The sequence below is a fragment of the Mycobacterium appelbergii genome, assembly GCF_032883035.1.
In the GTDB taxonomy this organism is placed as follows: Bacteria; Actinomycetota; Actinomycetes; order Mycobacteriales; family Mycobacteriaceae; genus Mycobacterium; species Mycobacterium appelbergii.
Window position 1 is genome coordinate 74,810 of sequence record NZ_JAMQTH010000015.1, and the last position, 26,747, is coordinate 101,556.

The 26,747-nt window shown below is 65.9% G+C and carries 23 protein-coding genes; 11 read left to right on the forward strand and 12 right to left on the reverse strand.

From position 1 onward, the window contains the following. Positions 1 to 3: 3 nt before the first annotated feature. Entirely contained in the window at positions 4 to 765 is a 762-nt protein-coding gene (locus M1247_RS28925) for an SDR family oxidoreductase (RefSeq protein WP_317159851.1), read from the reverse strand. A gap of 56 nt (positions 766 to 821) precedes the next feature. Continuing rightward, a complete protein-coding gene (locus M1247_RS28930; protein WP_317159852.1) occupies positions 822 to 1,112 on the reverse strand; it encodes a hypothetical protein in 291 nt (96 codons plus the stop codon). A 514-nt stretch (positions 1,113 to 1,626) separates the two neighbouring features. Here M1247_RS28930 and M1247_RS28935 point away from each other — a divergent pair. The 3 genes from M1247_RS28935 to M1247_RS28945 all read left to right on the forward strand — a co-directional run bounded on the left by M1247_RS28935 (position 1,627) and on the right by M1247_RS28945 (position 5,617). Further along, a complete protein-coding gene (locus tag M1247_RS28935) occupies positions 1,627 to 2,886 on the forward strand; it encodes a hypothetical protein (RefSeq protein ID WP_317159853.1) in 1,260 nt (419 codons plus the stop codon). Positions 2,887 to 3,117: 231 nt separating this feature from the next. After that, positions 3,118 to 3,885 carry a FadR/GntR family transcriptional regulator gene (locus M1247_RS28940; protein ID WP_317159854.1) on the forward strand — a complete coding sequence of 256 codons (768 nt, stop codon included), beginning with the start codon at positions 3,118 to 3,120 and terminating at the stop codon, positions 3,883 to 3,885. A gap of 343 nt (positions 3,886 to 4,228) precedes the next feature. Further along, positions 4,229 to 5,617, forward strand: a complete 1,389-nt coding sequence (locus M1247_RS28945) for an APC family permease (protein ID WP_317159855.1) — start codon at positions 4,229 to 4,231, stop codon at positions 5,615 to 5,617. 49 nt (positions 5,618 to 5,666) lie between these two features. On the opposite strand, the gene M1247_RS28950 is transcribed toward M1247_RS28945, so the two are convergent. Beyond that, positions 5,667 to 7,706, reverse strand: a complete 2,040-nt coding sequence (locus M1247_RS28950; RefSeq protein WP_317159856.1) for a N,N-dimethylformamidase beta subunit family domain-containing protein — start codon at positions 7,704 to 7,706, stop codon at positions 5,667 to 5,669. Between the two features lie 195 nt (positions 7,707 to 7,901). Here M1247_RS28950 and M1247_RS28955 point away from each other — a divergent pair, with 195 nt between their 5' ends. From M1247_RS28955 to M1247_RS28970, 4 genes are all read left to right on the forward strand, one after another. Next, positions 7,902 to 9,275 carry an aldehyde dehydrogenase family protein gene (locus M1247_RS28955; RefSeq protein WP_317159857.1) on the forward strand — a complete coding sequence of 458 codons (1,374 nt, stop codon included), beginning with the start codon at positions 7,902 to 7,904 and terminating at the stop codon, positions 9,273 to 9,275. A gap of 34 nt (positions 9,276 to 9,309) precedes the next feature. Next, the gene (locus tag M1247_RS28960; RefSeq protein ID WP_317159858.1) at positions 9,310 to 10,674 is read left to right on the forward strand and encodes an aminotransferase family protein; all 1,365 of its coding nucleotides are present in this window, start codon (positions 9,310 to 9,312) and stop codon (positions 10,672 to 10,674) included. An 83-nt stretch (positions 10,675 to 10,757) separates the two neighbouring features. Next, on the forward strand, positions 10,758 to 12,077 hold the full coding sequence (locus tag M1247_RS28965; RefSeq protein ID WP_317159998.1) for a glutamine synthetase family protein: 1,320 nt from the start codon (positions 10,758 to 10,760) through the stop codon (positions 12,075 to 12,077). Positions 12,078 to 12,231: 154 nt separating this feature from the next. After that, the gene (locus tag M1247_RS28970) at positions 12,232 to 13,617 is read left to right on the forward strand and encodes an HNH endonuclease signature motif containing protein (protein WP_317159859.1); all 1,386 of its coding nucleotides are present in this window, start codon (positions 12,232 to 12,234) and stop codon (positions 13,615 to 13,617) included. A 17-nt stretch (positions 13,618 to 13,634) separates the two neighbouring features. Here the strand turns inward: M1247_RS28970 and M1247_RS28975 are convergent, their stop codons facing one another. Further along, positions 13,635 to 14,075, reverse strand: a complete 441-nt coding sequence (locus M1247_RS28975; protein WP_317159860.1) for an ester cyclase — start codon at positions 14,073 to 14,075, stop codon at positions 13,635 to 13,637. Positions 14,076 to 14,276: 201 nt separating this feature from the next. On the opposite strand from M1247_RS28975, the gene M1247_RS28980 reads away from it, so the two are divergent. Both M1247_RS28980 and M1247_RS28985 read left to right on the forward strand, forming a co-directional pair. After that, the gene (locus M1247_RS28980) at positions 14,277 to 14,678 is read left to right on the forward strand and encodes an ArsR/SmtB family transcription factor (RefSeq protein ID WP_317159861.1); all 402 of its coding nucleotides are present in this window, start codon (positions 14,277 to 14,279) and stop codon (positions 14,676 to 14,678) included. Continuing rightward, complete coding sequence (locus M1247_RS28985) at positions 14,675 to 15,685, forward strand: cation diffusion facilitator family transporter (protein WP_317159862.1); 1,011 nt, start codon at positions 14,675 to 14,677, stop codon at positions 15,683 to 15,685. Before M1247_RS28980 ends, M1247_RS28985 begins: the two co-directional genes overlap by 4 nt. Here M1247_RS28985 and M1247_RS28990 read toward each other — a convergent pair. The 8 genes from M1247_RS28990 to M1247_RS29025 all read right to left on the reverse strand — a co-directional run bounded on the left by M1247_RS28990 (position 15,646) and on the right by M1247_RS29025 (position 25,414). Next, the gene (locus M1247_RS28990; protein ID WP_317159863.1) at positions 15,646 to 16,404 is read right to left on the reverse strand and encodes a hypothetical protein; all 759 of its coding nucleotides are present in this window, start codon (positions 16,402 to 16,404) and stop codon (positions 15,646 to 15,648) included. The genes M1247_RS28985 and M1247_RS28990 overlap by 40 nt on opposite strands. 84 nt (positions 16,405 to 16,488) lie before the next feature. Then, positions 16,489 to 17,256 carry an enoyl-CoA hydratase family protein gene (locus M1247_RS28995; protein WP_317159864.1) on the reverse strand — a complete coding sequence of 256 codons (768 nt, stop codon included), beginning with the start codon at positions 17,254 to 17,256 and terminating at the stop codon, positions 16,489 to 16,491. Positions 17,257 to 17,271: 15 nt separating this feature from the next. Beyond that, positions 17,272 to 18,432: an acyl-CoA dehydrogenase family protein gene (locus M1247_RS29000; RefSeq protein ID WP_458695266.1), complete on the reverse strand. Its 1,161-nt coding sequence runs from the start codon at positions 18,430 to 18,432 to the stop codon at positions 17,272 to 17,274. Next, positions 18,426 to 20,375, reverse strand: coding sequence for an acetyl/propionyl/methylcrotonyl-CoA carboxylase subunit alpha (locus M1247_RS29005; RefSeq protein ID WP_458695267.1), 1,950 nt, complete (start codon positions 20,373 to 20,375; stop codon positions 18,426 to 18,428). The genes M1247_RS29000 and M1247_RS29005 overlap by 7 nt, the downstream gene beginning before the upstream one ends. An 8-nt stretch (positions 20,376 to 20,383) precedes the next feature. Beyond that, positions 20,384 to 21,979 (reverse strand): acyl-CoA carboxylase subunit beta, encoded by a 1,596-nt coding sequence (locus M1247_RS29010; RefSeq protein ID WP_317159867.1) that lies wholly within the window; start codon positions 21,977 to 21,979, stop codon positions 20,384 to 20,386. Further along, entirely contained in the window at positions 21,976 to 23,124 is a 1,149-nt protein-coding gene (locus tag M1247_RS29015; RefSeq protein ID WP_317159868.1) for an acyl-CoA dehydrogenase family protein, read from the reverse strand. Before M1247_RS29015 ends, M1247_RS29010 begins: the two co-directional genes overlap by 4 nt. Continuing rightward, on the reverse strand, positions 23,121 to 24,857 hold the full coding sequence (locus tag M1247_RS29020) for an acyclic terpene utilization AtuA family protein (RefSeq protein WP_317159869.1): 1,737 nt from the start codon (positions 24,855 to 24,857) through the stop codon (positions 23,121 to 23,123). The genes M1247_RS29015 and M1247_RS29020 overlap by 4 nt, the downstream gene beginning before the upstream one ends. 62 nt (positions 24,858 to 24,919) lie before the next feature. Next, complete coding sequence (locus M1247_RS29025) at positions 24,920 to 25,414, reverse strand: MarR family winged helix-turn-helix transcriptional regulator (RefSeq protein WP_317159870.1); 495 nt, start codon at positions 25,412 to 25,414, stop codon at positions 24,920 to 24,922. 100 nt (positions 25,415 to 25,514) lie between these two features. Between M1247_RS29025 and M1247_RS29030 the strand changes: the two genes are divergently transcribed. After that, on the forward strand, positions 25,515 to 26,450 hold the full coding sequence (locus tag M1247_RS29030) for an NADP-dependent oxidoreductase (RefSeq protein ID WP_317159871.1): 936 nt from the start codon (positions 25,515 to 25,517) through the stop codon (positions 26,448 to 26,450). 110 nt (positions 26,451 to 26,560) lie between these two features. Beyond that, positions 26,561 to 26,734, forward strand: a complete 174-nt coding sequence (gene rpmF, locus M1247_RS29035; RefSeq protein ID WP_003885704.1) for a 50S ribosomal protein L32 — start codon at positions 26,561 to 26,563, stop codon at positions 26,732 to 26,734. Positions 26,735 to 26,747: the final 13 nt, after the last annotated feature.

Consider the following 26,747-nt stretch of genomic DNA (forward strand, 5'->3'; position numbering starts at 1 on the left):
ACTTTATGCGGGCAAACTGAGATGTTCCTGGAAAGTTAAGGTGCCAACCGCGTTTTCCGGGGTCAGATTGGCCCCTGATCTGTAACCCGCGCCGATCCGGCCCGGAATCGTGAATTTGACCACGCGGCGGCGACTATTGCGTGCGGCGAGGTACATTCGCCCCAATTCGGCATGCTCAAACACCGCAGGCCCACCGATATCGGGCACCCGTCCCGTCGGTGCGGCATCGACCAATTCGACCAGCCGGCGGGCGACGTCGCGGACGTCGATCGGCTGGAACCGCACATCGCGCAGCGCCCACAGCACCGGGGAGAACCGCTGGGCCGCGAAGATCGACTCGATGAGCTCGTGGAACTGGGTGGCGCGCAGCACCGTATGCCCGATCCCGGAGGCCGCGAGCGCCCGTTCGACGGCCAGTTTCGTTTTGTAGTACGGCAACGGGATGTCGTCGATTCCAACGATCGACATGTAGATGAGGTGCCCGACGCCGGCGCGGCGCGCGGCCGCGATGAGGTTCTCGGCGGCGGCGATGTCCTTGCGCCCGGTGGCCTGCGTGGCGCAGTGGACGACGACGTCGATGCCGTCCAGCGCAGCGTCCAGGCCGTCATTCTTGACCAGATCACCACGTTGCCAGTGCACACCGGTGTAGCCGATCCGCTCCCGCCGGCTCAACGCCCGCACCTCATGACCGGCCTCGGTGGCCTCCGGCACCACGTGGTGACCGAGAGTGCCGGTGGCGCCGGTGACCAACACACGTCGCGACATGGTTTCCAGGCTAAGCGCGGCGGGGCCCTTGGTGGGGGCCGTTGAGCGACGACGGTTTACTCGGCAGGGAACGCCTTCTCCCACGCGCCGCCGTTGACGGCTTTGACGCCTTTCTCCCAAGCGCCCTCACCGTCGCCGGGAACTCCGTCGGTGGCATCAAAGAATGGTTCCCACGGGCCGAGTGATGTCACCTCATTCCAGACCGGGCCGTTCGTGCCGTCGCCGTTGATGTCGCCCACGCAGGGCGCGCAGTCGAAAGTAACCGTGGGTTGTGCCATCGCCGGGGCGGCGAAGGCCAGTGGAGCCGCAATCAGCACGGCGCCGATGACGGTGCGTCGAAGAAACATCTCGTGTCCTTAGGTCGAGCGCCCGATGACCCCAGCGCCGGGTGCTGGTGTTCGCTGAAGAGCTGCATCAACTGTAAACCTGGGCGGACTGTATTGCCAGATCAGTGCGTATGTTTATCGCGCTGCCGACGGTCTGGCAGATAGTTGCTAAAGCAAAGGTCTGCCCTGATGGGAAACGTGGCGAGGGCGGCCGAATCTGGCTGGGTACCCGCGGTCCGCGGCGCCCGGTGCGGGCGGTGGCGTGGCCTGGACGGCGCTCCGAGGGAGAATGCTCGGGTGTTAGCTGGGAGTGTTTGCTGAGGTTGCTTGGCGCCGGCCATCGACGGGCCGAGCGCGAGCGGGGCGCGTCGCGCGGTTGAACATCGTGAGAAATGCGGCCCTGAGCATGGGTTTACGTGGTGCGTCACAGGCATTTCTAAGGTACGTTCTGCCGAACGGCGCGGTTTATTCCCATCCGGTGTCGTCAATATGACCTGCGGTCGAGCGACCGTACACGAAGAAGGGGCAACCAACGATGTGGGCGAAGATTCCTTCCGCCACGGCGTCAATCGCATGCGCGGCTTGCATCACAGCAGCTGCAGTAGCGGTGCCGGTGGTCAAATCGACGACGGATTATGGCCTCGCGAAGACCATCGCCGCCGAGGTGAATCTGACCGCCATCAACTTCGGGGCCCTGGACTGGCTGAACGCGATCCCGCAATACCAGGCAATACTCGGCGGTACCCCGGAAGAGAAATTGGCAGCGCTTGGCGAGTTGGAATTGACGAGCGCAATCCCGGCGTATGCGGCCTTGCTCAGCGATGGTGATTTGAGCGCGCTTGAGGATGTGGACTTGCTGAGCGCGGTCCCGGCATACGCGAAATTGCTCGACGGCGACTTGAGCGGGCTTGGCGACTTGGATTCGACGAGCGCGATCCCGTCATACATCGCGTTGGCCAGCGGCGAGGGCACCGTCGAAAACCTGATCCCCTTGGAATCGGTGAACGGCCTGTACTCCTTCAGTAAGTTCCCGGAGGAGGGGTTTGAGGCGTTTGTCCCAACAGAGGACGAGGAAGGGAACGTCACGAATCCCGGCTACGCCGCACTCAGCGGGGTCTCGTCGTGGCAGAAGTTCGCCGCCGGTGATGTGGGCGCCCTTGGCGGCATCGACGCCTTCAGTGCGATCCCGAATTACCTGACGCTGGCCGATCCTGAGGCGACACCCGGAGCGAAAGCAGACGCGATCAGGGGCTTGGACTCGGTTAGTGCGATCCCTGAGTACCTCGGGCTGCCGACGGCGGCAGAGGCAAAGGCGGCAGCGGGGACAAACACCCTCGTAGCGAAGACCGCCGCTCCCGAAGAGACAGAGGCGCCTGCCGAAGAGCCCACGACCCCGACCACTCCGCTGGGTCAGGTGAAGTCGACGCTGCAGTCCGCGCTCGGGCCGCAGGGCAGCGTCACGCCCAAGGTCTCGCTCCCGGCCGCCGGTGCCGTTGAGGCTCTGACGCCGAAGGCGCCTGAGGCTGCCCCGGAGCCCAAGGAGTCGAAGAGCACGTCAAGCACCAAGACGGCGAAGCCCGCCGAAGAGACTGAGAAGGGCACGTCGGCCGGCGGCTCATACTCGGGTGTCTTCAAGCCGAAGAAGGAAGAGATCCTGTTCGGCAGTGGCAAGGGCAACGGCGCCGACAATGGCATCCGCGGTTGGGGTGAAGGCCTCAAGAAGCTGGGTATCGGCGGCGGTGATGATGCCGGTTCCGCAGATGGCGGCGACAGTGGCGGTGACGGCGGCGAATAAGCCGTACTTCTTCATCAATCGGGCGGGCTCGAAAGAGCCCGCCCGATTTGTGTCTCGGCGTCAGGGTCGTAACAGGCGGCCTGACGCAGTTCTCCACCTGGACACAGCGCGGTGCTCGTTGTCTGTGCCGCCGCCGGTGTCAGATGTCGTGCCGAGTCGTGTGAATGGTTTCGTCACGTTCGATGCCGCTGGTGGGTCTGCAGGGTGCAGATAGCTGGTTCAATGGACCTCATGGCGGCTGGTAGACCCAAAAGCGCGGGAACAAGCGTCGTCGGCTCTTCAGGCGGCTTCACCACCATCGCGCAACCACGGGCACACGACTTTGTCGTGGAGCAGATCCGCCGCCAGATCGCGCTGGGCATCCTCGCTCCGGGATCCGCGTTGCCTGCGGAGCGCGAACTGATGAAGATCTTCGGCGTCGGGCGGGTCACCGTACAGCTGGCGATCGGTCAGCTCGAGGCCGAACACATCGTCGAAACCCGTCGCGGCCGAAACGGGGGGAGCTTCGTCAAGTCGCTAGACGCCGACTCCCGTGCCCTGGATCTGCGCGTCGTCGAGCTGCGGCGCCACTCCGATCGAGTCAAGCAGGCAGTCGAGTACCGCCGCATGCTCGAACCCGAGGCTACGGCATGTGCAGCGGGGAAGATCCGCAAGGCGCAACTCAACGTCATGGCCGGCATCGTGGAGAAGACTGCTCTGGCCGACGATGATGCGGAATTCATGCGGTGGGACACCGCATTTCATCTTGCGATCGCCGAGGCGACAGCCAACCAATTCATGGTCGAGGGGCTGGAACGTATCCGCCTCGAACTCAACCCTGCGCTGCAGCTGCTACCCGATACGCCTGTGTGGCATGAACTTTCCGTCAAGGAGCATCACGCGATACTGGATGCGCTTGTGCGGAAGGATCCCGACGGCGCCCGGGAACTGATGGCCGCCCATATCACTCATGCCGAACAGAGCATCCATTCGCTGCTGAAGACGCTGTCGCGCCGATAGCCACGGCTCGCGAGAAGGGCCCATCGTGCGGCTCGGCCTGACGATCGTCGGCCCTGCCCTCACCCCGCTGCTTGGTGCTGGCGCAGCTCCCGTCTCACCGCTGACGAAGATCTGACTATTGACTTGTGGACCTGTTAGAGGTCCAATAAGTCTCGCCAGCGTTTGCATGCGCACTACGAAGGACGGTCGACTTTGGTCATCAGTCGTTTTCCACTTCGTCGATCCAGGTCGGGCGGATCGCTGTGTGGAATGACTGAGCACCGGTCCCAGTGGTGTGCGAGCGGCACGAGAAACACAGAAGCGCTTGCGATCCCATCCCCCTGGACGATGCAGGAGCACTACTATGGCTGACTCGGTCGGCGCACGGCACATGGAACCGACCATCGGGCTACGCGCGGTGATCTTCTTCGGACTGGCATACATGGGTCCGCTCATCGGCATCGGCATCTTCGGTGTCATCGCGACGCAGAGTGAGGGCGCGAGCGCCGGCGCGATGATCCTCGCTACCATCGCGATCCTGTTCACCGCCCTGAGCTACGGAACTATGGCGCGTCTGCACCCGGCGTCGGGCAGTGCGTACACGTATGCGCGCAAATCCATCGGTCCGCGGACGGGTTTCCTGGTGGGTTGGGCGATTCTGCTCGACTACCTGTTCATTCCGCTGGTGATCTGGCTGGTCGGGGTCGCGTACCTCAGCGCGGAGTTCCCTGCGGTTCCGAAGGCAGTGTGGGTGGTTGCGTTCATCACGCTCACCACGGTCATCAACTATCTGGGCATCAAAGTCGCCGATCGTGCGAACTTCCTCTTCGTGCTGTTCGAGATGTTGGTCCTGGTCTTCTACATCGCCTTGACGATCAATCACCTGGTCGGCGAAGGGGGTACCGGCGCGCTGTTCTCGCTCGAACCATTGATCGGTGTCACCCACACGCTCGGGCCGATCGCGTCGGGCGCTGCGGTGGCGGCATATCTGTTCCTGGGTTTCGACGCGGTCACGACACTCAGCGAGGAGACGAAGAACGCCAAACGCAACATTCCGCTCGGACTTGTGCTGGTCGCGGTCGTCGGTGGGGCCATCTTCGTCGTCACGCTCTATCTGCTGTCGCTGGTCGCCCCCGGCGGTGAGCTGGCCGACTCAGTCGGCTCCGACATCGCAAGGACCATCGGCGGCAACCTGTTCGGTGCGATCTTCCTGGCCGCGCTGGTGTGCCAGCAGTTCACCGCAGGCATCGCCGCGCAAGCCAGTTCGGCTCGCCTGATGTACGCCATGGGCCGTGACGGGGTGTTTCCACGGAAGTTCTTCGGCAAGCTCTCGCAGCGATTCCTCACGCCGGTCAACGCGATCCTGACGTGTGGCGTTGTCGGGCTTGCAGCGATCTGGATGACCCTCGCGGTATCGACGTCCTTCATCAACTTCGGCGCGTTCCTGGGCTTCACGATGGTCAACGTGTCAGTCATCGCGTACTTCCTGCGCAGGCGACGCGAAGAGCGTCTCAATCCGCTGATCTTCGTGGTATCACCACTGATCGGGGCCTGTATCGATGTGTTTCTGCTGTTGGCCCTCGATGGCACCGCCAAGATCATGGGCGCGGTCTGGCTCGCGATCGGCGTGCTCTACCTCGCGGTGCTGACCAAGGGATTCCGGGAGGCCCCGCCCGAACTGTCCGTCAACGACCCCGTGAGTATTGTGCCTGACGGTGGTGTACCCGCAGTCAGTACCAGCCACGGCCAGTGAGTCAACACAATTGAGCACCGCGGTCTCGCGCGATGAACGGGTTGGGCCGTTACCGGTCGACGGTGAGAAACTGCCGAAGCACGTTGTCGGTGATCCGGTAGATGTCGTTGTCATAACCGTTGTGGGACAGGCTTCCTGCCCAGGAGCAGGATCCCACGCTGAAGACGCACCCGCCACCGTCGTAGGGCAGTAGGACGACATCTGAGCGGACGTCAGGATTGTCCGGGCCGGCCGGGTTGCCGATGGTGACTTCAGTGTCCTCGACGACGAGTAGGTACGCCGCGGGGTGGGCTCCCGCTGAGCTCATCAGGACTACCGACTCGTCGGGTGAGCCGAGTTCGGGATCGTGGCGGTCGATCTCGTATCCCGCCGCGCCGCCGAGGTAGAGGCCGTAGTCACCGAGAATCTCAGAATCCGAAACCCCGGCGAAGACCCACTGGTATTCCGGGCGGTGGCTCGCATCGGTCCGTCGGTAGCCGGGAGCCGTCGCATGGGAGTCGGCCTGGGCGGTGAACCCGACTCCGACCAGTCGGTTCGGCGAACGGTCGCGGTAGCGCCAGAGGCCGCCCTGTTCGCCGGTGGTCTGATGCCGCAGTTCGCCCGGCCTGGAGGTCCAGGCGCGGGTGCCGTTGAGTCCGCGACGCACTTCTGCGCGGTAGGGGTGTTGCGGGTCGATGGACGTCACCCAGTAGAAGCCGTTACCGCCCAGGTAGAGCAGGCGTCCGCCACTTTCCAGGTACGACTGCAGCGCGACGAGCATGTTTCGCGTGCAGTACTCGGGATGGGTGCCCGTGACGATGACGCGGTAGCGGTTCAGCAGCTGCACACCTTGTTCGTGCAGATCGTGGTCCGTAAGGGCGTCCCACGGATCACCGCGACGGTCAAGGAAATCGGCGATATAGAGGTCTGCACCAAAGCGTTCCGGCGCGTTGGTGTTCCACCACACGAAGTCGGGTCGGATGTTGGGGATCGGACGGCGCATGGATACCAAGCACACGCCGGTGCCGTCGGGATGTCGGTCGTATATTGAGGATCCGGCTTCGGGATGCTTGGCCAGCCACCGGTCGGCATCGGCGGGTTCGGACGCGGTGTCGGTCGGGACCATGCCACCCGGTGCGGCGATGAGGCGTTCGTTGGAGTACGCGAGGTAGGTGACGGTCGGTAGCAGCAGCGCGATGTCCGCCGTTGCGGTGCCACGCGGAGGCGTCACCACAAACGGTATGTGGTCCACGAGATCGCCTGCGCGCAAGCGGAACGCGTAGATGCCACTGCGTTGGCTCCCTGGCACGGTGTAGGTGGCGGTAACCGGCCACCCGGCGTCGTCGAGGTCATCTTCGTGGAAGTACACGGCAGCGTATTGTTCTGGCGCGGCGCGGAAATCGGTGGTGTCGTCGTCCCACCTGCGCCCGGTGACCGCGAGTGTCGGGCCGTTGACGAGCTCGAGATCGCGGACATCGTAGCTGCGGTCGTCGAGTCGGAGTTCTTCGAGTTTTCCCGTCAGGAAATCACACGGGCCCGAGCGGCTCCCGGTCGCTGCGACAGTGACCGGTCCGGTGGGCGGGTCAATCTGAGCGGTTGCGGTGGCGACCGCGGCGCCGTCGACGAAAAGCGCCGTTGCGGTGCCCAGCCGCAGCTCCACTTCGTGCCAGCGCTCGCGGGCAAGGGGACGCTCGGCCATCAGGGTGCTGTCGCCCACCTTTGCGCCGAGTGCGCCGCCTGGATCGAGGAAGATGGTTGCCTCGCCGCGGTGCAGAAGGGTCTGCCGGTGACCTGCAGCGGGACGCCGCGTCCACAGGGATATCGCCAACGTGCTTGCCGCTGCAGCCGCGCGATCGGCAGACAGTACCGCGTACGAGCCGGCGTGGATCTGTTGTTCCGGGGCCTGATAGGTGCCACTCACGTCGGAAGAGATGTCATCGACCAGTAGTCCCGGTCCAGCCGGGTTGGGGTCGCCATGGCGCAGTCGCACGAGGTCGAGGACGACCTCGCCGGCACTGGCTGACGCGTGTAGGCGGATGTCCTCGCCGGGAGCTACCGACCAGCTGTCGGTGTAGCCGATGAGCTCGTCACCGTGTGCGTTGAGCGCCATGCCCCTCCTAAAAGGACTCGATACGAGTCCTTAATACTATACGGGCGGTCGAATGTCGGGCTGTTCATCCGCTCGGCCTTGACGCGTGGGCCGGGCGGTCTGTAGAAAGGGACCTATGCAAGGTCCTTTTGGTGAATTTGGGGCTGCGCTTGCGCCGTCCGCAGGCGCGGCGGCCTTGTGAGGCCGCGCGCGTCGGTGACCGGTACGGACGAACAGCTTGAACTGGTCGATCCCAGTACCGGCCAGGCATTCCAGGCCGTCGACCTGGTAAGCGAGGCTGGAGCCGATGAAGCGATCCTGCGCGCGCACAAGGCATTCGACAGCTGGTCTCGCGTTGCTCCCGGTGACCGCGCCCGCTTGCTGCGCCGGTTTGCTGACGAAGTAGACGCCGACCTGGAGCATCTCGCCCGACTCGAAGTGCGCAACGCCGGCCACACCATCGGCAACGCCCGCTGGGAGGCGGGCAACGTCCGCGACGTGCTCAACTACTATTCAGCGGCACCTGAGCGGCTGTTCGGTCGCCAGATACCAGTGGCGGGCGGGGTGAACCTCACCTTCCGCGAACCACTGGGGGTCGTCGGCATCATCGTCCCGTGGAACTTCCCGATGCCGATCGCCGCGTGGGGTCTCGCGCCCGCACTCGCGGCAGGCAACACCGTGGTGCTCAAACCGGCCGAGGCAACGCCGCTGACCGCACTGCGACTCGGCGAACTCGCCCGTCGTGCAGGGCTGCCCGACGACGTCTTCACCGTGTTGCCCGGCCGGGGGCCGGTCGTCGGCGGGCGATTCGTCCACAACCCCCTGGTGCGCAAAGTGGTCTTCACAGGCTCTACCCGTGTGGGAAAACACCTGCTCGCCGGGTGTGCCGACCAGATCAAGCCCGTGACACTCGAACTCGGCGGCAAGAGCGCCAACATCATCTTCGCCGACGCGGATCTGGAGAAGGCGGCCGAGGCCGCGCCTTCGTCCGTATTCGACAATGCCGGTCAAGACTGCTGCGCGCGTTCGCGGATACTGGTGCAGAAAAGCGTCTTTGACCGCTTCGTCGGTCTTCTCGAACCGGCGGTGCACGGCTTTCGCGTCGAGGATCCATCGAGCGAATCCGCGCAGATGGGTCCGCTCATCACAGCGGCCCACCATGCCCGCGTGTCAAGCTTTCTGAACGACGACGTTCCGGTGGCGATCCGCGGTCATGCACCCAGCGGTCCCGGATACTGGTTTGCGCCAACGGTACTCGGACCAGTATCACCCCGGGACAAGGTAGCGGTCGAAGAGATCTTCGGCCCGGTCGCCGTCCTCCTTCCGTTCAACGATGAAGATGACGCCATCGCGATCGCCAACGACTCCGATTACGGTCTGTCGGGATCGGTGTGGACCCGCGACGTCGGCAGGGCCCTGCGGGTCTCGCGACGTATCCAGGCTGGAGCGCTCAGCGTGAACAGCAACTCCTCGGTGCGGTACTCGACGCCGTTCGGAGGGTTCAAGGAATCAGGGCTGGGTCGCGAACTCGGCCCGGACGCCCTCGATGCCTTCACCGAGGAGAAGAACGTCTTCATCGCCGACGACTAGACCACCGACACACTCGCCGAAAGGACCTGTCACCATGGTTGACCGATCATTCGTCACTGCCGACGAAACCAACGTCTTCATCCGAGAACTCGACCGCTCCTACCCACTTATCGAACGCGGCGAAGGGATGTGGCTCTACGACACCGCCGGAAACGCATACCTCGACGGAGTTTCGGGCGGTGCGATGGTCACCAGCCTGGGCCACGGCGCGGTGCCGGAAATCCTGAAAGCGGTCGCCGACCAGACCAAAGCCATCTCTTTCCTGTACAACGTGCACGCCACCACACCGGCCCAGGAGCGACTCGCACGCGACCTCACGTCGATCGCACCGGACGGTTTCAACCGAGTGCATTTCGTCTCGGGCGGCACCGAAGCGAACGAACTCGCGTTGCGAATGGTGCGCAGCTACCACGTCGAACGAGGAGACGAGAAACGCCACCTTGTGGTGTCACCGGCTCAGGCCTACCACGGCGCGAGCGTTGCGACCTTCGGGCTCACCGGGCGTCCCGGTCTGCAGGCGCCCTACCAGCCATACATCCAGCAACAGCCGCACATCCCGCCGTCAACGTGGTTGTTCGATCCCACCGGACAGTCGGCTTTGGCGGCACTCGACGAGATTCTCGACCGCGACGGCGAACGGGTCGCCGCATTCCTCATCGAGCCTGTCAGCGCCGCCTCGCTGCCGGGATACTCACCGCCCGAGGCGTTCTGGCGCGGTCTGGATGAACGGCGCCGCAAGCACGGCTTCCTGGTGTGGTTCGACGAGGTGGTGACCGGTCTCGGTCGCACCGGCACCTGGTTCGCAGCTGACCAGATGCCGATCAGGCCCGATGTCATCACCACGGCCAAGGGACTCGGCGCGGGATTCTTCCCGGTGGGTGCCATGCTCGTAGCCGACCACGTCTACCAAGCGGTCGCCAACGGTTCACGGTCGTTCGAACCCGGACACACCTGGGACGGTGCGCCGCTGTCGTGCGCGGTCGGCTCCGCGGTCATCGCTCACCTGAAGCGCACCGGTCTTGTCGACACCGTGCGCGAGCGCGGGCCGTGGCTGCTCGGAGAACTCCGGAGGGCACTCGAGGATTGCGAGATGGTCCGCGAAGTTCGGGGGCGCGGCTTCCTACTCGGCGTCAGCTATGTCGATCCCCGCGACGGATCGCAATTGTTGGACCCGGCACTGCAAGTGGCCGGCCGGATCGATGAGGAGGCGCTGCAGCGGCTACTCCTGATCTACTCGACCCAGCCGACCCGGGACGGTTTCGCGGGAGACCAGACGCTGCTTTCGCCGGCCTTCATCGCCACCGACACCGAACTCGAAGAGTTGGTCGAGCGTTTCGCCGCCAGCGTCAAGAGCGTGGAGGCCTACGTCAAGGCGCAGTCGGTCGGCGCCACCCGGTGACGGGACCGCCCGACCTCGCGAACTGCTCGCCATACAGTGGGCTCGGCGCGCAGCGGTATGTCAGTGTCGACGAACTCGACACCATGGTCTCCGATGGTGACATCGGCGTGGTCGAGCTCGTCCTCGTCGACATGCAAGGTCGGCTGCAAGGTAAGCGGGTCAACGCCCGGCATTTCCTGGACGTCACGCGCCGCGGCGGGTGCGAAGCACAAACCTATCTGCTGGCCACTGACGTCGAGATGAATACCGTTGACGGCTACGACCTGGCGTCGTGGTCGACGGGTTACGGCAATCTCGTGATGCGGCCCGATCTGACCTCGATGCGCCGATTGCCATGGCACCCCAGATCGGTGCTCGCGTTCACCGATGTCTTCGACAGCACCGGTGCTGCGGTCACGGTGTCGCCCCGACAGCTGTTGCGTACCCAACTCGACCGTCTCAACGACTGCGGCTGGAACGCGCTGATCGGTACGGAGCTGGAATTTCAGCTCTTCGCCGATACCTACCGACAAGCGTGGCAGGACGGGTATCGATCACTTCGTCCGGTTAGCGATTACGGCAGCGATTACGGGTTGCTCGACACCCGCGGCACAGGAAGTTTCCTCACATCACTGGCTGACGGACTTGAGGCTGCCGGCATCGACATCGAGGGTGTGCTCAGCGAGGCGGGCCCGGGCCAACAGGAAATCGTGCTGGGAGTGAATCCCGCGCTGACCGCCGTCGACAATCACGCGTTGGCCAAGTTCGCCACCAAGCAGATCGCCGCCGCCGCGGGCTACAGCGCGACGTTCATGGCCAAGCTGGGGGATTACGAGGGAAATTCCTGCCATGTTCACTTCAGCTTGCGCGACCACGACAACGCGCCGGTTATGGCTGACGATGGACAGCACGGATTCTCCGATGTCATGCGTGGGTTTCTGGCCGGGCAATTGGCATACCTGCCGGAGTTGACGTTGATGTTCGCGCCGAATATCAACTCGTACAAGCGGTTTGTCGATGGCAGTTACGCGCCGACGACAATCTGCTGGGGACATGACAATCGGACCTGTGCGCTGCGCGTCGTTGGTTCCGGGAGATCACTGCGGTTTGAGCATCGTCTGCCCGGCGCCGACGCGAACATGTACCTGGTTGTCTCAGCGATCATTGCGGCCGGGCTGCGCGGCCTCAAGGAAGGACTCACGCTTCCAGACCCATTGGCAGGTAATGCCTATGCTGCCGAGTTACCGCGTGTGCCGCGGACCCTGTCCGAGGCGTTGACCGCGTTCAAGGCCAGCGACGTCGCTGCGCAAGCCTTTGGCGAGGACGTTGTGCGTCATTACACGCGGACGGCTGAGATCGAACTCGAGCAGTTCAACCGCTCAGTCACCGATTGGGAGAAGTTCCGAGGATTCGAACGTCTGTAAGTGCGGTCTTGGTGTCGCATTCAGCCCACCGCCAGCACCGTATTGAAAAAACTTTGGACACTTCGGTTTCAACAGTCCCGGCAGTAGTCATACGTCCCAAATCCCGGCGGTCCGGCGGGCATTTTTGTCGGATGGTCGAACTAGTGTTCGATGTATGAGCTCGGCTATTGCGCAGACGGATCGGGAGGCTTTGCTGGCCCGGTACGCCGCATGGGAAGCCGAAGGCGCCGAAATCGCGAAAGCCTCCCATGACTCGCTGAGCTTGCCAGACCTGCTCGGCCTGGCGACCCGTCGGGAGCGCATGCAGCGCGCGCAAGGGGCGGTCGACAACAGCATCGTCGCCGGGATCGTGCAGCAGGCCACTCCTGCGGCCCTCGGCGGCGCCACGGTGCGCGAAACACTGGCCGAGAGGTTGCGCATCAGTCCGACTGAGGCGACCCGGCGGATCGCGGAGTCCAAGGACCTGGGGCCACGGCGGGGGCTCACCGGCGAGCCGTTGCAGCCGTTGATGCCGGCGACGGCTGCCGCGGTGGCCCGCGGCGACATCGGTGGCGAACACGTCAAGGTCATCCGGAAGTTCTTCTCGCACTTGCCCAAATGGGTCGACGCGTGCACCCGCGACCAAGCCGAGGTGACTCTGGCGCGGGCCGCGTCCACGCTGGGCCCCGACGCCTTGCAGCACGCCGCTGACCGGTTGGCGCTGTTGCTCGACCAGGACGGCGAGGAGCCGTCAGACGCCGAGCGGGCCCGGCGCCGGTTTCTGACCTTCGGCAAACAGGAGAGTGACGGAACGTCAGAGGTCAGAGGGCGGGTCGACGCCGAGACCCGGGCTACGTGGGAGGCCATCAACGCCAAGTGGGCGGCTCCCGGCATGTGCAACCCTAGTGATGAAACCGCCTGTGTCGACGACAAACCCGATCAGGAGACCGTCGACCGCGACACCCGCACCGCGGGGCAACGTCAGCATGACGCCTTCAATGCGGTAGGCCGTGCGATGTTGGCTTCGGGCATGTTGGGGCAACACAACGGATTGCCGTGCACGATCGTGGTGAGCACTACGCTCGCTGAGATCGAATCCGGCAAGGGCTGGGCAGTGACGGGCGGTGGCAGCATGCTGCCGATGGCCGATGTCATTCGAATCGCGAGCCACGCCTACCACTATCTGTGCGTCTACCATTCGCACTCGGAAGTCCCGCTGTACCTCGGCCGTACCAAACGCATCGCCTCGCCGGGGCAGCGCATCGTGCTGTATGACAAGGAGCGTGGTTGTACGCGCCCGGGATGCACCGCACCGGCGTACTGGTCCGAGGTGCACCACGCCCAGAAAGACTGGATCGTGGGCGGGCAAACCAATATCGACGAGCTGACGCTGGCCTGCAGGCGCGACCACCGGATGCTGACCAACAAGGGCTGGAAGACACAAAAAGGCAAAGACGGTCGGACTGAGTGGATTCCGCCGCCCCATCTTGATTCCGGACAGGCGCGGGTGAATGACTACCATCACCCGCTGCGCTACCTTGCCGAACCTGACGACCCGTAGCCAACGGCTCGCACGGGTCAGGCAGGGGCCCGCTCAGCCCCTGTCGGTATCAGGCCGAGCTGCTGCAGCATTCCGAGAGTGTCCCAGTTGACCCAGCTTTCGGCGATCTTCCCGTCCTCGATGCGGTCGGTGTCGGTGAGCTGAATTCTGCTGTGCTTGCCGGTGGCGGGTTGCCCCATGATCTCGCCGGTGTTGTCGCCCTGGGCTTCGATGATCGTGCAGACGTAATCGCCTTCGGCGATCTGCATCTTGACGTCAAAACGGATGTTGGAGAACGAGGTCCGGTACATCTTCATGAGGCTCTTCATGTGTTCGGGGCCGCGCTGATCCCCGAACGGATCCTGTGTGTCGTGGAATGCGGCACTGGGGGCGACGAGCTCGTCGAGTTCATCGAGCTCGCCCGAGGTGAATATCTCCCAGATGCGGCGGGCTGTGGCTTTGTTCTGATCTTCGGCCATGGTTCGGGCCTTTCGGTGATGACCACACGGCAGAGAACGTCCGCAGACACAAGGTAGACCCCCGCGAGTGGCGTCGGCGCCTCGTTTGGTCCTTCCAGGTGGCCGATGCGTGCTGCAGCAATGACTCTCGTCCACGCGGGCAGCATTGACCTGCCCCGACACATCTAGCGCCAGTTCCGTTTCATAGTCTATTATCTGCGTATGGATGCAGATAGTGGTGTAAGTGAGCCGCTGGACGACGATCAGGTGGGCCTGGTCGTCGAGGTGTTCCGGATGCTGGCCGATGCGACTCGCATCCAGGTGCTGTGGGCCCTGGCCGGCCAGGAGCGCTCGGTGACCGAACTGGCCGCGCAGGTCGGGAAACCCGCCCCGTCGGTGTCGCAGCATCTGGCCAAACTGCGGATGGCGCGGCTGGTGCGCACACGCCGGTCCGGCACCACGATCTTCTACAGCCTGGAGAACGAACACGTCCGTCAGCTGGTGATGGACGCGGTGTACAACGCCGAGCACGCCGGGCCCGGTGTGCCTGCCCATCACCGCGGCGATTCAGGATTACGGGGGCTGGCCCCGGAGGAACTCACGCGTGAGGTGCGACGACGATGAGCGATCACGACCATCCGCACGGGCATCACCATCGCCATCATCATCGGAAGGGCCTGCGCGGCTTGGTGGCCGAGATCTTCGCCCCGCACAGCCACGACGCCGCCGACAGTGTCGACAGTGCCCTGGAGTCCAGTGCTGCGGGCATCCGCGCCGTCAAGATCAGTCTGTTGGTGTTGGGGTTGACCGCTCTCGCGCAGGTGGTCATCGTCGTGGTCTCGGGATCCGTCGCGCTGGCCGCTGACACGATCCACAACTTCTCCGATGCATTGACCGCGGTGCCGTTGTGGATCGCGTTCGCGCTGGGAACCAAGGCCGCGACCCGCCGCTACACCTACGGCTACGGCCGTGCCGAGGACCTGGCGGGCCTGTTCGTCGTCGCCATGATCGCGTTGTCGGCCATTATCGCCGGCTATGAGGCGGTGCTGCGCCTGATACATCCGCAACCGATCGAGCACCTGGGCTGGGTCGCGGCCGCCGGGGTGGTCGGCTTCATCGGCAATGAATGGGTCGCGCTGTACCGCATCCGGGTGGGCCGGCGCATCGGCTCGGCAGCGCTGGTCGCCGACGGATTACATGCCCGCACCGACGGGTTCACCTCGGTGGCAGTGGTTTTGGGTGCCGGTGGGGTGGCGCTGGGATTCCCGCTGGCCGATCCGTTGATCGGGCTCGTGATCACGGTGGCGATCGTCGCGGTGCTCCGCACTGCGGTGCGCGATGTGTTCCGCCGGTTGATGGACGGGGTGGACCCGGAATTCATCGACGCCGCCGAGCAGTCGTTGATGTCGCGCGCCGAGGTGCGCGGCGTACGTACTGTCCGGATGCGCTGGATCGGCCACCACCTGCACGCCGACGCCGAACTCGACATCGACCCGGACTTGAGTTTGGCCCAGGCCCACCGGATCGCCCACGACGCCGAGCATGACCTGATTCACGCGGTGCCGAAGCTGACGACGGCGCTCATCCACGCCTATCCCGCAGGTGACGTCAGCGCGCGGGCGGTCTCCTGACTCATGCCGAACCTGGTCCACTGCCCATCCGGTTGCTCGGGTGGTAGCAGCAGAATCCAGTTGTTCCAGGTCGCGTGGTCCGTGAGGTACCCGCCGCGGGCGTCGGCTCCGAAGATGTCCTCGGTGGGGATGACATGGCGATCCCTGAACAACGCTTGAGCCGCGTCATCCTCGACGCCGCGGAGCCAACCCCTGGCGCTGACCAGCAGCCGATGGGCCGTGCGGGGGTCGGTCTCCGGTCGGATCAAAACATGTACGCGACGGGGATTCTCGTCACCGTACGGGCGGAAGCTGTGTCCTACCGGGCAGCTGCGGGTCAGCACACCGGATCGCTGCCACCGGGCGTAGGCGTCACGGCGTTCCCGCGGCCGGCCACGCACATCGCGAATGGTGCTCAGCGTGTACCAGACCCAGGCGATCGCCCCGGGCAGCCCGAGGACCAACCACAGTATGTAAATGAAGGGCGCGGCCGCGCCCTGCTGCCAGGGCAGGCCGGCCGAGGCGAGCGCGTACACCGCCACGCCCGCGCAGCCGGTGATGGCCGGCCAGCCGATCGCCGGCACCCACCACGCGAACCCTTCGTCATCGCGGAAGACCCGGGAGAAGGCTTCGAAGCTGTCGACCCGCGGCACCGGGCCCACATCCAGCGTTTCGGCCAGACCGGCCGTGCGGGCCCAGGCTGCGGGTGCAGCTGTCAGATCAGCCTGCGGCCCTGTCACATCGGCCTCCTGCCCGGTCGAGCGCAAGGACAGCGTACTGCCCCCACCCAGTAACCAGACGCTAGCCGATCTGCCGGAACCGTTTTACGACATCCAGTTCGGCGGCCGTTTCTGCAGGAACGCCATCATGCCTTCGCGGGCTTCATCGGAGACGAACAGCCGTGCCGACTGCACGGTCAGCGTCTCGGCGTGCTCGTCGAAGGAACGCAGAATCGTCGACGTCGTCAACGCTTTCGACGCGGCCAGGCCCTGCGGGGAGCCCTTGACGATCTCGGCGGTGAGCGCGGCGACACCGGCGGCGACGTCGTCGGCGGCCAGCGTGATCAGCCCGATGGCCGCGGCCTCGGCGGCGCCGAATCTCTCCCCGGTGACGAAGTAGCGGCCCGCGGCCCGGGGTGTCATCTTGGGCAGCAGGGTCAGCGAAATGATCGACGGTGCAACGCCGATGCGCGCCTCGGTCAGCGCGAAGGAACTCTGCGGCCCGGCGACGACGAGATCGCAGGCGCCGATCAACCCGAGCCCCCCGGCCCGCACGTGCCCGTCGATCGCGCCGATCACCGGCACCGGCAGTTCCAGGATGGCGCGCAGCAGTCGCGTCATCTCCCGGGCCCGGCCCACGGCAATGTCCCCCGGATCGCGCCCGGCAGCCTCGCTCAGATCGGCACCGGCACAGAATGTTCCGCCGGTGTGGCCCAGCACCACCGCACGGACCCCGGGCTCGGCGGCCGCATCCGCCAGGCCCTGGAGCAACTGCTCGACCAGCGCGGTGGACAGTGCGTTGCGGTTGTCCGGGGAGTCCAGCGTCAGCCGGGCGACGCTGCCCTCGACGGTGTAGTGGACCAGGGTTGGCATGTCAGTAGGACCCCATCAGTATGAGCGCGGCAGACCCAGGGATGTCTGGGCGATGAAGTTCAGGATCATTTCCCGGCTGACCGGGGCGATACGGGCCAGCTTGGAAGCCGTGACTGCCGCGGCGATGCCGTACTCCTTGGTCAGGCCGTTGCCGCCGAGGGACTGGACGGCCTGATCGACCGCCCGCACCGAGGCCTCGCCGGCAGCGTACTTGGCCATGTTGGCGGCCTCGGCCGCACCGAAATCGTCGCCCGAGTCGTACAGCGTCGCGGCCTTCTGCATCATCAGCTTGGCCAACTCGATCTCGATATGATTCTGCGCCAACGGATGTGACAGGCCCTGATGCGAGCCGATCGGTACTTTCCAGACCTGGCGGGTCTTGACGTAGTCGACGGCCTTGTTGATGGCGAACCGGCCCATACCCACCGCGCTGGCCGCGCCCATGATCCGTTCCGGGTTCAGCCCGGCGAACAGCTGCGCGATCGCGGCGTCCTCCGAGCCGACGAGCGCATCGGCAGGCAGTCGCACATCGTCGAGGAACACCTGGAACTGGCTTTCCGGGCTGACGATCTCCATGTCGATCTTGGTCCAGCTCAGCCCGGGTGTATCGGTCGGCACCACGAACAGTGCAGGCTTGAGGTTGCCCGTCTTGTGATCCTCTGTCCGGCCGACCACCAGCACCGCCTGGGCCTGGTCGATCCCTGAGATGAACGTCTTCTGGCCCTTGAGGATCCAGTCGCTGCCGTCTTTACGTGCGGTGGTGGTGATGCGGTGACTGTTGGAGCCTGCATCGGGTTCGGTGATCGCGAACGCCATGGTGATCGAGCCGTCGGCGAGGCCGGGGATCCAGCGCTTCTTCTGATCCTCGGTGCCGAACTTGGCGATGATGGTGCCGTTGATGGCAGGGGAGACCACCATCATCAGCAGGGCCGACCCGGCTGCCGACATCTCCTCCATGACCATGCTGAGCTCGTACATGCCTGCGCCACCGCCGCCGTACTCCTCGGGCAGGTTCACCCCGATGAAGCCGAGTTTGCCTGCCTCATTCCACAATTCGGTGGTGTGTTCACCGGCGCGGGCCTTCTCCAGGTAGTAGTCCTGGCCGTAGTTGGCGGCCATCGCGGCTACCGCCTGACGCAGCGCCTGCTGCTCCTCGGTTTCGACGAAGCTCATGATTGTTCTCCTTCAGCGGTTTCCACTCGGGCAAGTACGGCGCCAACCTCAACTTGTTGGCCTGCGGTGACATTGAGTTCGGCGAGCACCCCGTCCTCGGGTGCGGCGATGGTGTGCTCCATCTTCATCGCTTCGAGCCAGATCAGCGGTTGGCCGGCCGTGACGGTGTCGCCCGCGGCGGCGCCGACCCGTACCACCGAACCGGGCATGGGTGCCAGCAGCGAGCCGTGGGCGACGGCGGCGTCCGGATCGGGGAAGCGGGGCAGCGCCACGAGCTGTGCCGGCCCCAGCGGTGAGTCGACGAAGACCTCCGCGGCGGCGGGGGAGCCGTAGCGGGCCACCTCGAACGGCCGCTCCACCCCGTCAACCGCCAGCACCACGCGCTGCGGCGTCGCCGATACCAGCGTCACATTGTCGTTATCGGGCAATTCGGCCACGCCTAGGGTGAACCGGTAGCGCACCACGATGTCTTCGCCGGCCGCGTCGCGGTAGGACTTCGACTGGTAGCCCGACGCGAGGTTGCGCCATCCGCTGGGTGCGGCGCCGAACACCGTGGCGCCGCGGCGATTGTGCGCGGCCTCGGCGAGTGCGGCGGCGATGGCCGACAACGTGACGGCGTCCGCCGTGGTGAGCGGTGCGGCCAGGGCGTCCAGGCCGTGGGTGTCGAAGAATGCCGTGTCGGTGGCCCCGTCGAGGAACGCCGGATGCCGCAGCACGTTGACGAGCAGGTCGCGGTTGGTGCGTACACCGTGAATCCGGGTGCGGGCCAACGCGTCAGCCAGCACTCCCGCGGCCCGACGCCGCGTCGGGGCATACGAGATGACCTTGGCCAGCATCGGATCGTAGAAGATCGACACCACCGACCCGTCGACAATTCCGGAGTCCACACGGACGTCGCCCGGTACGTCGAAGCGGTGCACGGTACCGGCCTGCGGCTGCCAGTTCTTCGCGGGATCTTCGGCATACAGCCGGGCCTCGATCGAATACCCGCGTGAGGGCGGGGGTTCGGGGTCCAGCCGACCTCCGTCGGCCACCAGGATCTGCAGTTCCACCAGATCCAGCCCCGTGGTGGCCTCGGTGACCGGATGCTCGACCTGCAGCCGCGTGTTCATCTCCAGGAAGAAGAAGTCGCCGGACTCGTCGGCCATGAACTCGACCGTGCCCGCACCGGCATAGCCGATCGCCTCGGCGGCCAGGCGGGCCGCGTCGAACAGCTTGGCCCGCATCCCCGGTGTGCGCTCGACAAGGGGCGAGGGTGCCTCCTCGATGACCTTCTGGTGGCGCCGCTGGATCGAGCACTCACGCTCGCCGACCGCCCACACCGTGCCGTGCGCATCGGCCATCACCTGCACCTCGACGTGGTGGCCGGTGGCCAGGTAACGCTCGCAGAACACGGTCGGATCACCGAACGCGGACTGTGCTTCCCGACGCGCGGCCTCCACCTGTCCGGGAAGCTCGGCGAGATCGCGCACCACCCGCATGCCGCGTCCGCCGCCGCCGGCCGAGGCCTTGATCAGCACCGGCAGCTGCGCCTCGGTGACCGTGGCCGGGTCGAGTTCCTCGAGCACCGGCACCCCGGCAGCGGCCATCATCTTCTTGGCCTCGATCTTGGAGCCCATGGCCTGCACGGCCGCGACCGGCGGACCGATCCACGTCAGCCCCGCATCGATGACCGCGGCCGCGAATTCGGCGTTCTCCGAGAGAAACCCGTAGCCGGGGTGAACGGCGTCGGCACCCGCGGCGCGGGCCGCGGCGATCACCTGTGCGGCGTCGAGGTAGCCGTTGTTGCCCTCCAGCCGTACCCGGGCGTCGGCCTCGCCGACGTGCGGCGAATTGGCGTCGGGATCGGTGTACACCGCGACGGTGCCGATACCCAGACGGCGGCAGGTCTCGAACACCCGACGGGCGATTTCGCCGCGGTTGGCGACCAAGACTCGCGTAATCAGCATGTTGCTCACATCCTGAAGACGCCGAAGTTCGACGTCCCCTTGATCGGGCCATTGGCGATGGCAGACAGGCACATTCCCAGCACGGTGCGGGTGTCGCGGGGGTCGATCACCCCGTCGTCGTAGAGCCGGCCGGACAGGAACATCGGCAGCGACTCCGCTTCGATCTGCGCCTCGACCGCCGCGCGCAGGGCGGCGTCGGCGGCCTCGTCGACCTGCTGGCCACGGGCTTCGGCCGCGGCGCGGCTGACGATCGAGAGCACACCGGCCAACTGGGTGCCGCCCATCACCGCCGACTTGGCGCTGGGCCAGGCGAACAGGAACCGGGGATCGTAGGCGCGCCCGCACATGCCGTAGTGCCCCGCACCATAGGAGGCGCCGATCAGCAGCGAGAGGTGCGGCACCGTCGAGTTGGACACCGCGTTGATCATCATCGAGCCGTGCTTGATCATGCCGCCCTCTTCGTACTGCTTACCCACCATGTAGCCGGTGGTGTTGTGCAGGAACAGAAGTGGCGTATCCGACCGGTTGGCCAGTTGGATGAACTGGGTGGCCTTCTGCGATTCCTCGCTGAACAGCACGCCGCGCGCGTTGGCCAGGATGCCGATCGGGTAGCCGTACAGCGTGGCCCACCCGGTCACCAGCGACGATCCGTAGAGAGGTTTGAACTCGTCGAAGTCCGAGCCGTCGACGATGCGGGCGATCACATCGCGTGGATCGAACGGGATGCGCAGATCGGCGGGCACGATGCCGATCAACTCCTGCGCGTCGAACAGCGGCTCGGTCACCGGCGCCTGGGCCGGGCCCTGCTTGCGCCAGTTCAGCCGCGTCACGATCCGTCGCCCGATCCGGATGGCGTCGAGCTCGTCGGCGGCGAGGTAGTCGCCGAGACCCGAGGTGCGGGCATGCATTTCGGCCCCGCCCAGCGATTCGTCGTCGGACTCCTCGCCGGTGGCCATCTTCACCAGCGGCGGGCCGGCCAGGAACACCTTGGAACGTTCCTTGATCATCACCACGTGATCGGACATGCCCGGCACGTACGCACCGCCGGCCGTCGAGTTGCCGAACACCAGCGCGATGGTGGGAATGCCTGCCGCCGAGAGGCGCGTCAGGTCCCGGAACATCTGCCCGCCGGGGATGAAGATCTCCTTCTGGGTGGGCAGATCAGCCCCGCCCGACTCCACCAGTGAGATCACCGGAAGCCGGTTCTCCATCGCGATCTGGTTGGCCCGCAGAATCTTGCGTAACGTCCACGGATTGCTGGTGCCGCCCTTGACCGTCGGATCGTTGGCGACGATCAGGCATTCGACGCCCTCGACGGCGCCGATCCCGCAGACCACGCTGGCGCCCACGGTGAAGTCGCTGCCCCACGCGGCGAGCGGGCTCAGCTCCAGGAACGGGGCATCCGCATCGAGCAACAGCTCGATGCGCTCGCGCGCGGTCAGCTTGCCGCGGGAGTGGTGGCGTTCCACATATTTGGTGCCGCCACCGGCCAGCGCCTTGGTGTGCTCGGCGGTCAGCTCGTCGAGCTTGGTGGCCATCACCTCCGCGGCTTCCCGATAGGCGGGGGAGTCCGGGTTGATGGAGGACTTCAGGGCTGTCATGACTGGAAGCCCAGCGTCTTGGCGGCCAGTGCGGTCAGGATCTCGGTGGTGCCGCCGCCGATACCGAGGATGCGCATATCGCGATATTGCCGCTCCACCTCGGATTCGGCCATATAACCCATGCCCCCGAACAGTTGGACCGCCTGATTGGCCACCCACTCACCGGCTTCCACCGCGGTGTTCTTCGCGAAACACACCTCGGTGATCAGATTGGACTCGCCGGCCAGCTGCCGTTCCACGACATGGCGCGTGTACACGCGGGCGACATCGATGCGCCGGGCCATCTCGGCCAGCGTGTTTTGTACGGACTGCCGGGCGATCAGCGGCTTGCCGAAGGTTTCCCGGTCGCGGCACCACTGCACGGTCAGGTCCAGGCAGCGCTGCGCACTCGAATACGCCTGGGCGGCAAGACCGACCCGCTCGGAGACGAACGCCGCTGCGATCTGCAGGAAGCCGGAGTTCTCCACCCCGACCAGGTTGGCCACCGGAACCCGCGCATCGGTGTAGGACAGCTCGGCGGTATCGCTTGAGCGCCAGCCCATCTTGTCGAGCTTGCGGGTGACCTCAAACCCTGGGGTGCCCTTCTCCACCACGATCAGGGAGACACCGGCCGCTCCCGGTCCGCCGGTGCGGGCGGCGGTCACCACATAGTCCGCGCGGACGCCGGAGGTGATGTAGGTCTTGGCGCCGTTGAGGACGTAGTCATCCCCGTCCCGGGTCGCCCGGGTGGTGAGATGCCCGACGTCGGAGCCACCGCCGGGTTCGGTGATCGCCAGGGAGCCGATCTTCTCCCCGCGCAGCGTCGGGCGCACATACGTCTCGATCAGCCGTTCGTCACCCGAGGCGATCATGTGCGGGACGGCGATACCGCAGGTGAACAACGACGCGAACACCCCGCCCGGGGCCCCGGCGTGGTGCATCTCCTCGCAGATGATCACCGCATCGGCGCCGTCCCCGTCACCGCCGCCGACCGACTCGGGGAAGCCCGCCCCGAGCAGGCCCGCGTCGGCGGCCTTGCGGTGCAGCTCGCGGGGGAGTTCGCCGGTGCGCTCCCACTCCTCGACGTTGGGCAGCACCTCACGTTCGGCGAAGGTACGCACCGACTTTCGGAGGGCTTCACGTTCGGGTGTATTCCAGATGTTCACGGCACCAGACTTTCTGGGATGTCGAGATGACGGCTGCGCAACCATTCGCCCAGCCCCTTGGCTTGCGGGTCGAAGCGCGCCTGGTAGGCGACGCCCTGCCCGAGAATGTCCTCGATGACGAAGTTCAGCGCCCGCAGGTTCGGCAGCACATGCCGGGTGATCGGCAGATCAGCTGTCTCGGGCAGCAATTCACGGAGTTTGTCGACGGTCAACGTGTGTGCCAGCCACGCCCATTGGTCATCGCTACGCACCCACACACCGACATTCGCCGACCCGCCCTTGTCGCCGCTGCGGGCGCCCGCGATCACACCGAGCGCCGCGCGTCTGGTCGGCCCGGAAGCAAGTGGCTCGGGCAGCGCGGGTTGGTCAACCGGCGCGAGCTGGAGAGTGTCGGTGGCAGGCGCGATCTCGGTGCGGGAGCCGTCGGCGTGCACGGCGACGTGCGGGACCTCGGTGGCATCGACATAGCCCGGGGTGAAAACGCCGTACACCTGCCCGTCGCCCGGTGGCGCGGTTGCGGTGAAGCCCGGATAGCTGGCCAGCGCGAGTTCGACTGCCGCCGACGAGAACTGACGCCCCACCTTGGCCGGGTCCGGGTCGCGGACCACGCAGTGCAGCAGCGCGCTGGCAGCTTCCTCGGTGTCGGCGTCGGGGTGGTCGGTGCGGGCCAGCGACCATTCGAGCTCGGCGGGTTTGACGGTCAGGTTGGCTTCCAGCTGCCGGCGCACCAACTCGGCCTTGGCCTCGATGTCCAGGCCGGTCAGCACGAACGACGTCGCATTGCGGAAACCGCCGATGCTGTTCAGCGACACCTTCAGCGTCGGCGGCGGTGCCTCACCTGTCACCCCGGAGAGACGCACGCGGTTCTCGCCGTCGGCGTCCAGCTGCACCGAGTCCACCCGCAGCGTCGCATCGGGATTGGGGTAGCGCGCCCCGGCGATCTCATAGAGCAGCTGCGCGGTCACGGTGCCCACACTGACCTGCCCACCGGTGCCGGGATGTTTGGTGATCACCGAGGAGCCGTCGGCCGATATCTCGGCGATCGGGAAGCCCGGCCGCTGCAGGTCCGGGATCTCGGTGAAGAACGCGTAGTTGCCGCCGGTGGCCTGGGTGCCGCATTCGATGACGTGGCCTGCGGCGATCGCGCCGGCCAACGCGTCGTAATCGGTACGGTCCCAGCCGAAGTGGGCGGCGGCAGGGCCGACGATCACCGAGGCGTCGGTGACGCGGCCGGTGACCACGACGTCGGCGCCGGAATTCAGGCAGTCGACGATGCCCCACGCACCCAGGTAGGCATTGGCCGCGAGAATAGATCCCCCGGTCGCTTCGCTCCTGCCCGCCGGAGGCGTGCCCAGCCCGAGTTCGGCAGCGCGCGCGACCAGGTCATCACCCTCGACGTGGGCGACGCTGACGTCGAGGCCGAGGCGTTCGGCGAGCTCGCGGACCGCGACGGCCAGACCGGCCGGATTGAGCCCGCCTGCGTTGGCGACGATTTTCACACCGTTGTCCAGCGCGAGCCCGAGGGACTCCTCAAGTTGGCGCAGGAAGGTCTTGGCGTAGCCGCGGTCGGGGTTCTTGGCGCGGTCCCTGGCGAGGATCAGCATGGTGAGTTCGGCGAGATAGTCACCGGTCAGATAGTCGAGCTCGCCCCCGGTGAGCATTTCCCGCATCGCTGACAGGCGATCGCCGTAAAAGCCTGAGCAGTTACCGATGCGGACCGCACTGGACGCCACACATACTCCTGTCGCCGGGTTCAACCAACTGGTAGGTCAGCCACGTTAGCCGGTACCTCCGGTCACGCGTCAAGGGGTCGGGTGGCGCGCCTGCGTGCCGAGCGGGGCGGCCGACTGCGCATGTGGTCCCTGGCCCGGGTCATGATGTCGCCGAGCGTGCGCAGATCTTTGTCGGACAACGGCTCGAACAGCAGATTGCGCGTGACCTCGATGTGCCCGGGCAGAACCTTGGCGACCCGGGCCCGGCCGCTCTTGGTGATGCCGACCAGGGTGGCGCGGTGGTCGTCCGGACTGGGCCTGCGGGTGATGAGCCCGGCCTTTTCGAGCAGTCCGGCCTGATGGGTGAGGCCGCTGCGGCTGTAGACGACGCCGTCGGCCAGTTCGGTCATGGTGAGTTGTCCGTCGGCGTCGGCGAGCTTGGCCAGCAGCTGGAACTGGACATAACTGAGGTCGCCCTCGGCCCGCAACTGCTGCTCGACCGCGTGCTCAAGCAGACTGACGGCCTCCATGAGCGCGAAGTAGGTATGCAGCTGTTCCGGCCCGAGTGCTTCGCCCACCTGATCAGAGTATTGGCCCCCGCGGGAATTACTTCGATGCCGAAGCAGTTACTGCACACTGAATGCTTCGACATCGAAGCAAACCGATGAGGAGGAAATCATGAAGGCAGTGCGCTACAACCGCTTCGGCGACAGCGATGTGCTGGCGTACGGAGAAATCGAGCGGCCGACGCCCACCACCGGTCAGGTGCTGGTCCGCGTCGCGGGCACCTCGTTCAACCCCGTCGACGCCGCGATCAGGGCGGGCTATCTGGCCGAAGCGTTCCCGGTCGCGTTCCCGCACGTGCCGGGGATCGACGTCGCCGGGACCATCGCCGAACGCGGTGACGAGGCGGGGGACTGGCAGGTGGGACAGGCAGTGGTGGCGTTCCTGCCGATGAACGCCGACGGTGCCGCCGCCGAATATGTGGTGGCGCCCGTCGAGGCGCTCGCCGCCGCGCCGCAGACCGTGAACCTGGCCGACGCGGCCGCCCTGCCTGCCGTCGGGCTGACCGCCTGGCAGGCGCTGTTCGACCACGCCGGGGTGAAGGTCGGTCAGACGGTTCTCGTCAACGGGGCCGGGGGTGCGGTCGGCGGCTATGCGGTGCAACTGGCAAAGCGGGCCGGTGCCGTCGTCACCGCGACCGCAGGCGCGCCCAGCGTCGAGCGCCTCCGCGACTACGGGGCCGACCGCACCATCGGTTATCTCGACTACGTGACCACACCTCCCACCGTCGACGGCGCGCCGTTCGACATCGTGCTGAACCTGGTCACCACCACGCCGGAGCAGACCGCCGGCCTGGTCGAGCTCGTGAAAGACGGCGGCGTGCTGGTCAGCACCACCACCCCGGCGCCGGAAGATCCGGCACGCGGAGTCCGCACGGTGCAGTTGTTCGCCCGCAGCGACGCCGCGCAGCTGGCGGGGCTCGTGCAGCGCGTCGACGCGGGTGAACTGCGGATCGACGTCGCCGCCCGGCGGCCATTGGACGAGTTGGCGGTGGTCCACCGCGAGGCCGGCGCCGGACAACGCACCGGCAAGGTCGTTCTCGTCCCCTGAGTGCGTTTTGGAGCCGACGCAGGTCAACCGTTACTCTGTAGTGCAATCGTCGCCGCCGGCGCGTGAACACCGTTCGCGCGGCAACACCCACAAGCAAGGAGATGCACGTCATGGCTGTGCCAAAGCGCAGAATGTCGCGCGCGAACACCCGTAGCCGGCGCGCGCAGTGGAAAGCCGAGGCCACCGGCCTCGTCGGTGTCAATGTCGCCGGTCAGCAGCACAAGGTGCCGCGCCGCCTGCTCAAGGCCGCGCGCCTTGGCCTGGTCGACCTCGACAAGCGCTAACACTTCTCACACG

Coding starts and splice junctions, on each gene's coding strand:
- M1247_RS28925 (WP_317159851.1), bottom strand. CDS start 765: ATGTCGCGACGTGTGTTGGTCACCGGCGCCACCGGCACTCTCGGTCAC.
- M1247_RS28930 (WP_317159852.1), bottom strand. CDS start 1,112: ATGTTTCTTCGACGCACCGTCATCGGCGCCGTGCTGATTGCGGCTCCA.
- M1247_RS28935 (WP_317159853.1), top strand. CDS start 1,627: ATGTGGGCGAAGATTCCTTCCGCCACGGCGTCAATCGCATGCGCGGCT.
- M1247_RS28940 (WP_317159854.1), top strand. CDS start 3,118: ATGGCGGCTGGTAGACCCAAAAGCGCGGGAACAAGCGTCGTCGGCTCT.
- M1247_RS28945 (WP_317159855.1), top strand. CDS start 4,229: ATGGCTGACTCGGTCGGCGCACGGCACATGGAACCGACCATCGGGCTA.
- M1247_RS28950 (WP_317159856.1), bottom strand. CDS start 7,706: ATGGCGCTCAACGCACACGGTGACGAGCTCATCGGCTACACCGACAGC.
- M1247_RS28960 (WP_317159858.1), top strand. CDS start 9,310: ATGGTTGACCGATCATTCGTCACTGCCGACGAAACCAACGTCTTCATC.
- M1247_RS28965 (WP_317159998.1), top strand. CDS start 10,758: ATGGTCTCCGATGGTGACATCGGCGTGGTCGAGCTCGTCCTCGTCGAC.
- M1247_RS28970 (WP_317159859.1), top strand. CDS start 12,232: ATGAGCTCGGCTATTGCGCAGACGGATCGGGAGGCTTTGCTGGCCCGG.
- M1247_RS28975 (WP_317159860.1), bottom strand. CDS start 14,075: ATGGCCGAAGATCAGAACAAAGCCACAGCCCGCCGCATCTGGGAGATA.
- M1247_RS28980 (WP_317159861.1), top strand. CDS start 14,277: ATGGATGCAGATAGTGGTGTAAGTGAGCCGCTGGACGACGATCAGGTG.
- M1247_RS28985 (WP_317159862.1), top strand. CDS start 14,675: ATGAGCGATCACGACCATCCGCACGGGCATCACCATCGCCATCATCAT.
- M1247_RS28995 (WP_317159864.1), bottom strand. CDS start 17,256: ATGCCAACCCTGGTCCACTACACCGTCGAGGGCAGCGTCGCCCGGCTG.
- M1247_RS29010 (WP_317159867.1), bottom strand. CDS start 21,979: ATGACAGCCCTGAAGTCCTCCATCAACCCGGACTCCCCCGCCTATCGG.
- M1247_RS29030 (WP_317159871.1), top strand. CDS start 25,515: ATGAAGGCAGTGCGCTACAACCGCTTCGGCGACAGCGATGTGCTGGCG.
- rpmF (WP_003885704.1), top strand. CDS start 26,561: ATGGCTGTGCCAAAGCGCAGAATGTCGCGCGCGAACACCCGTAGCCGG.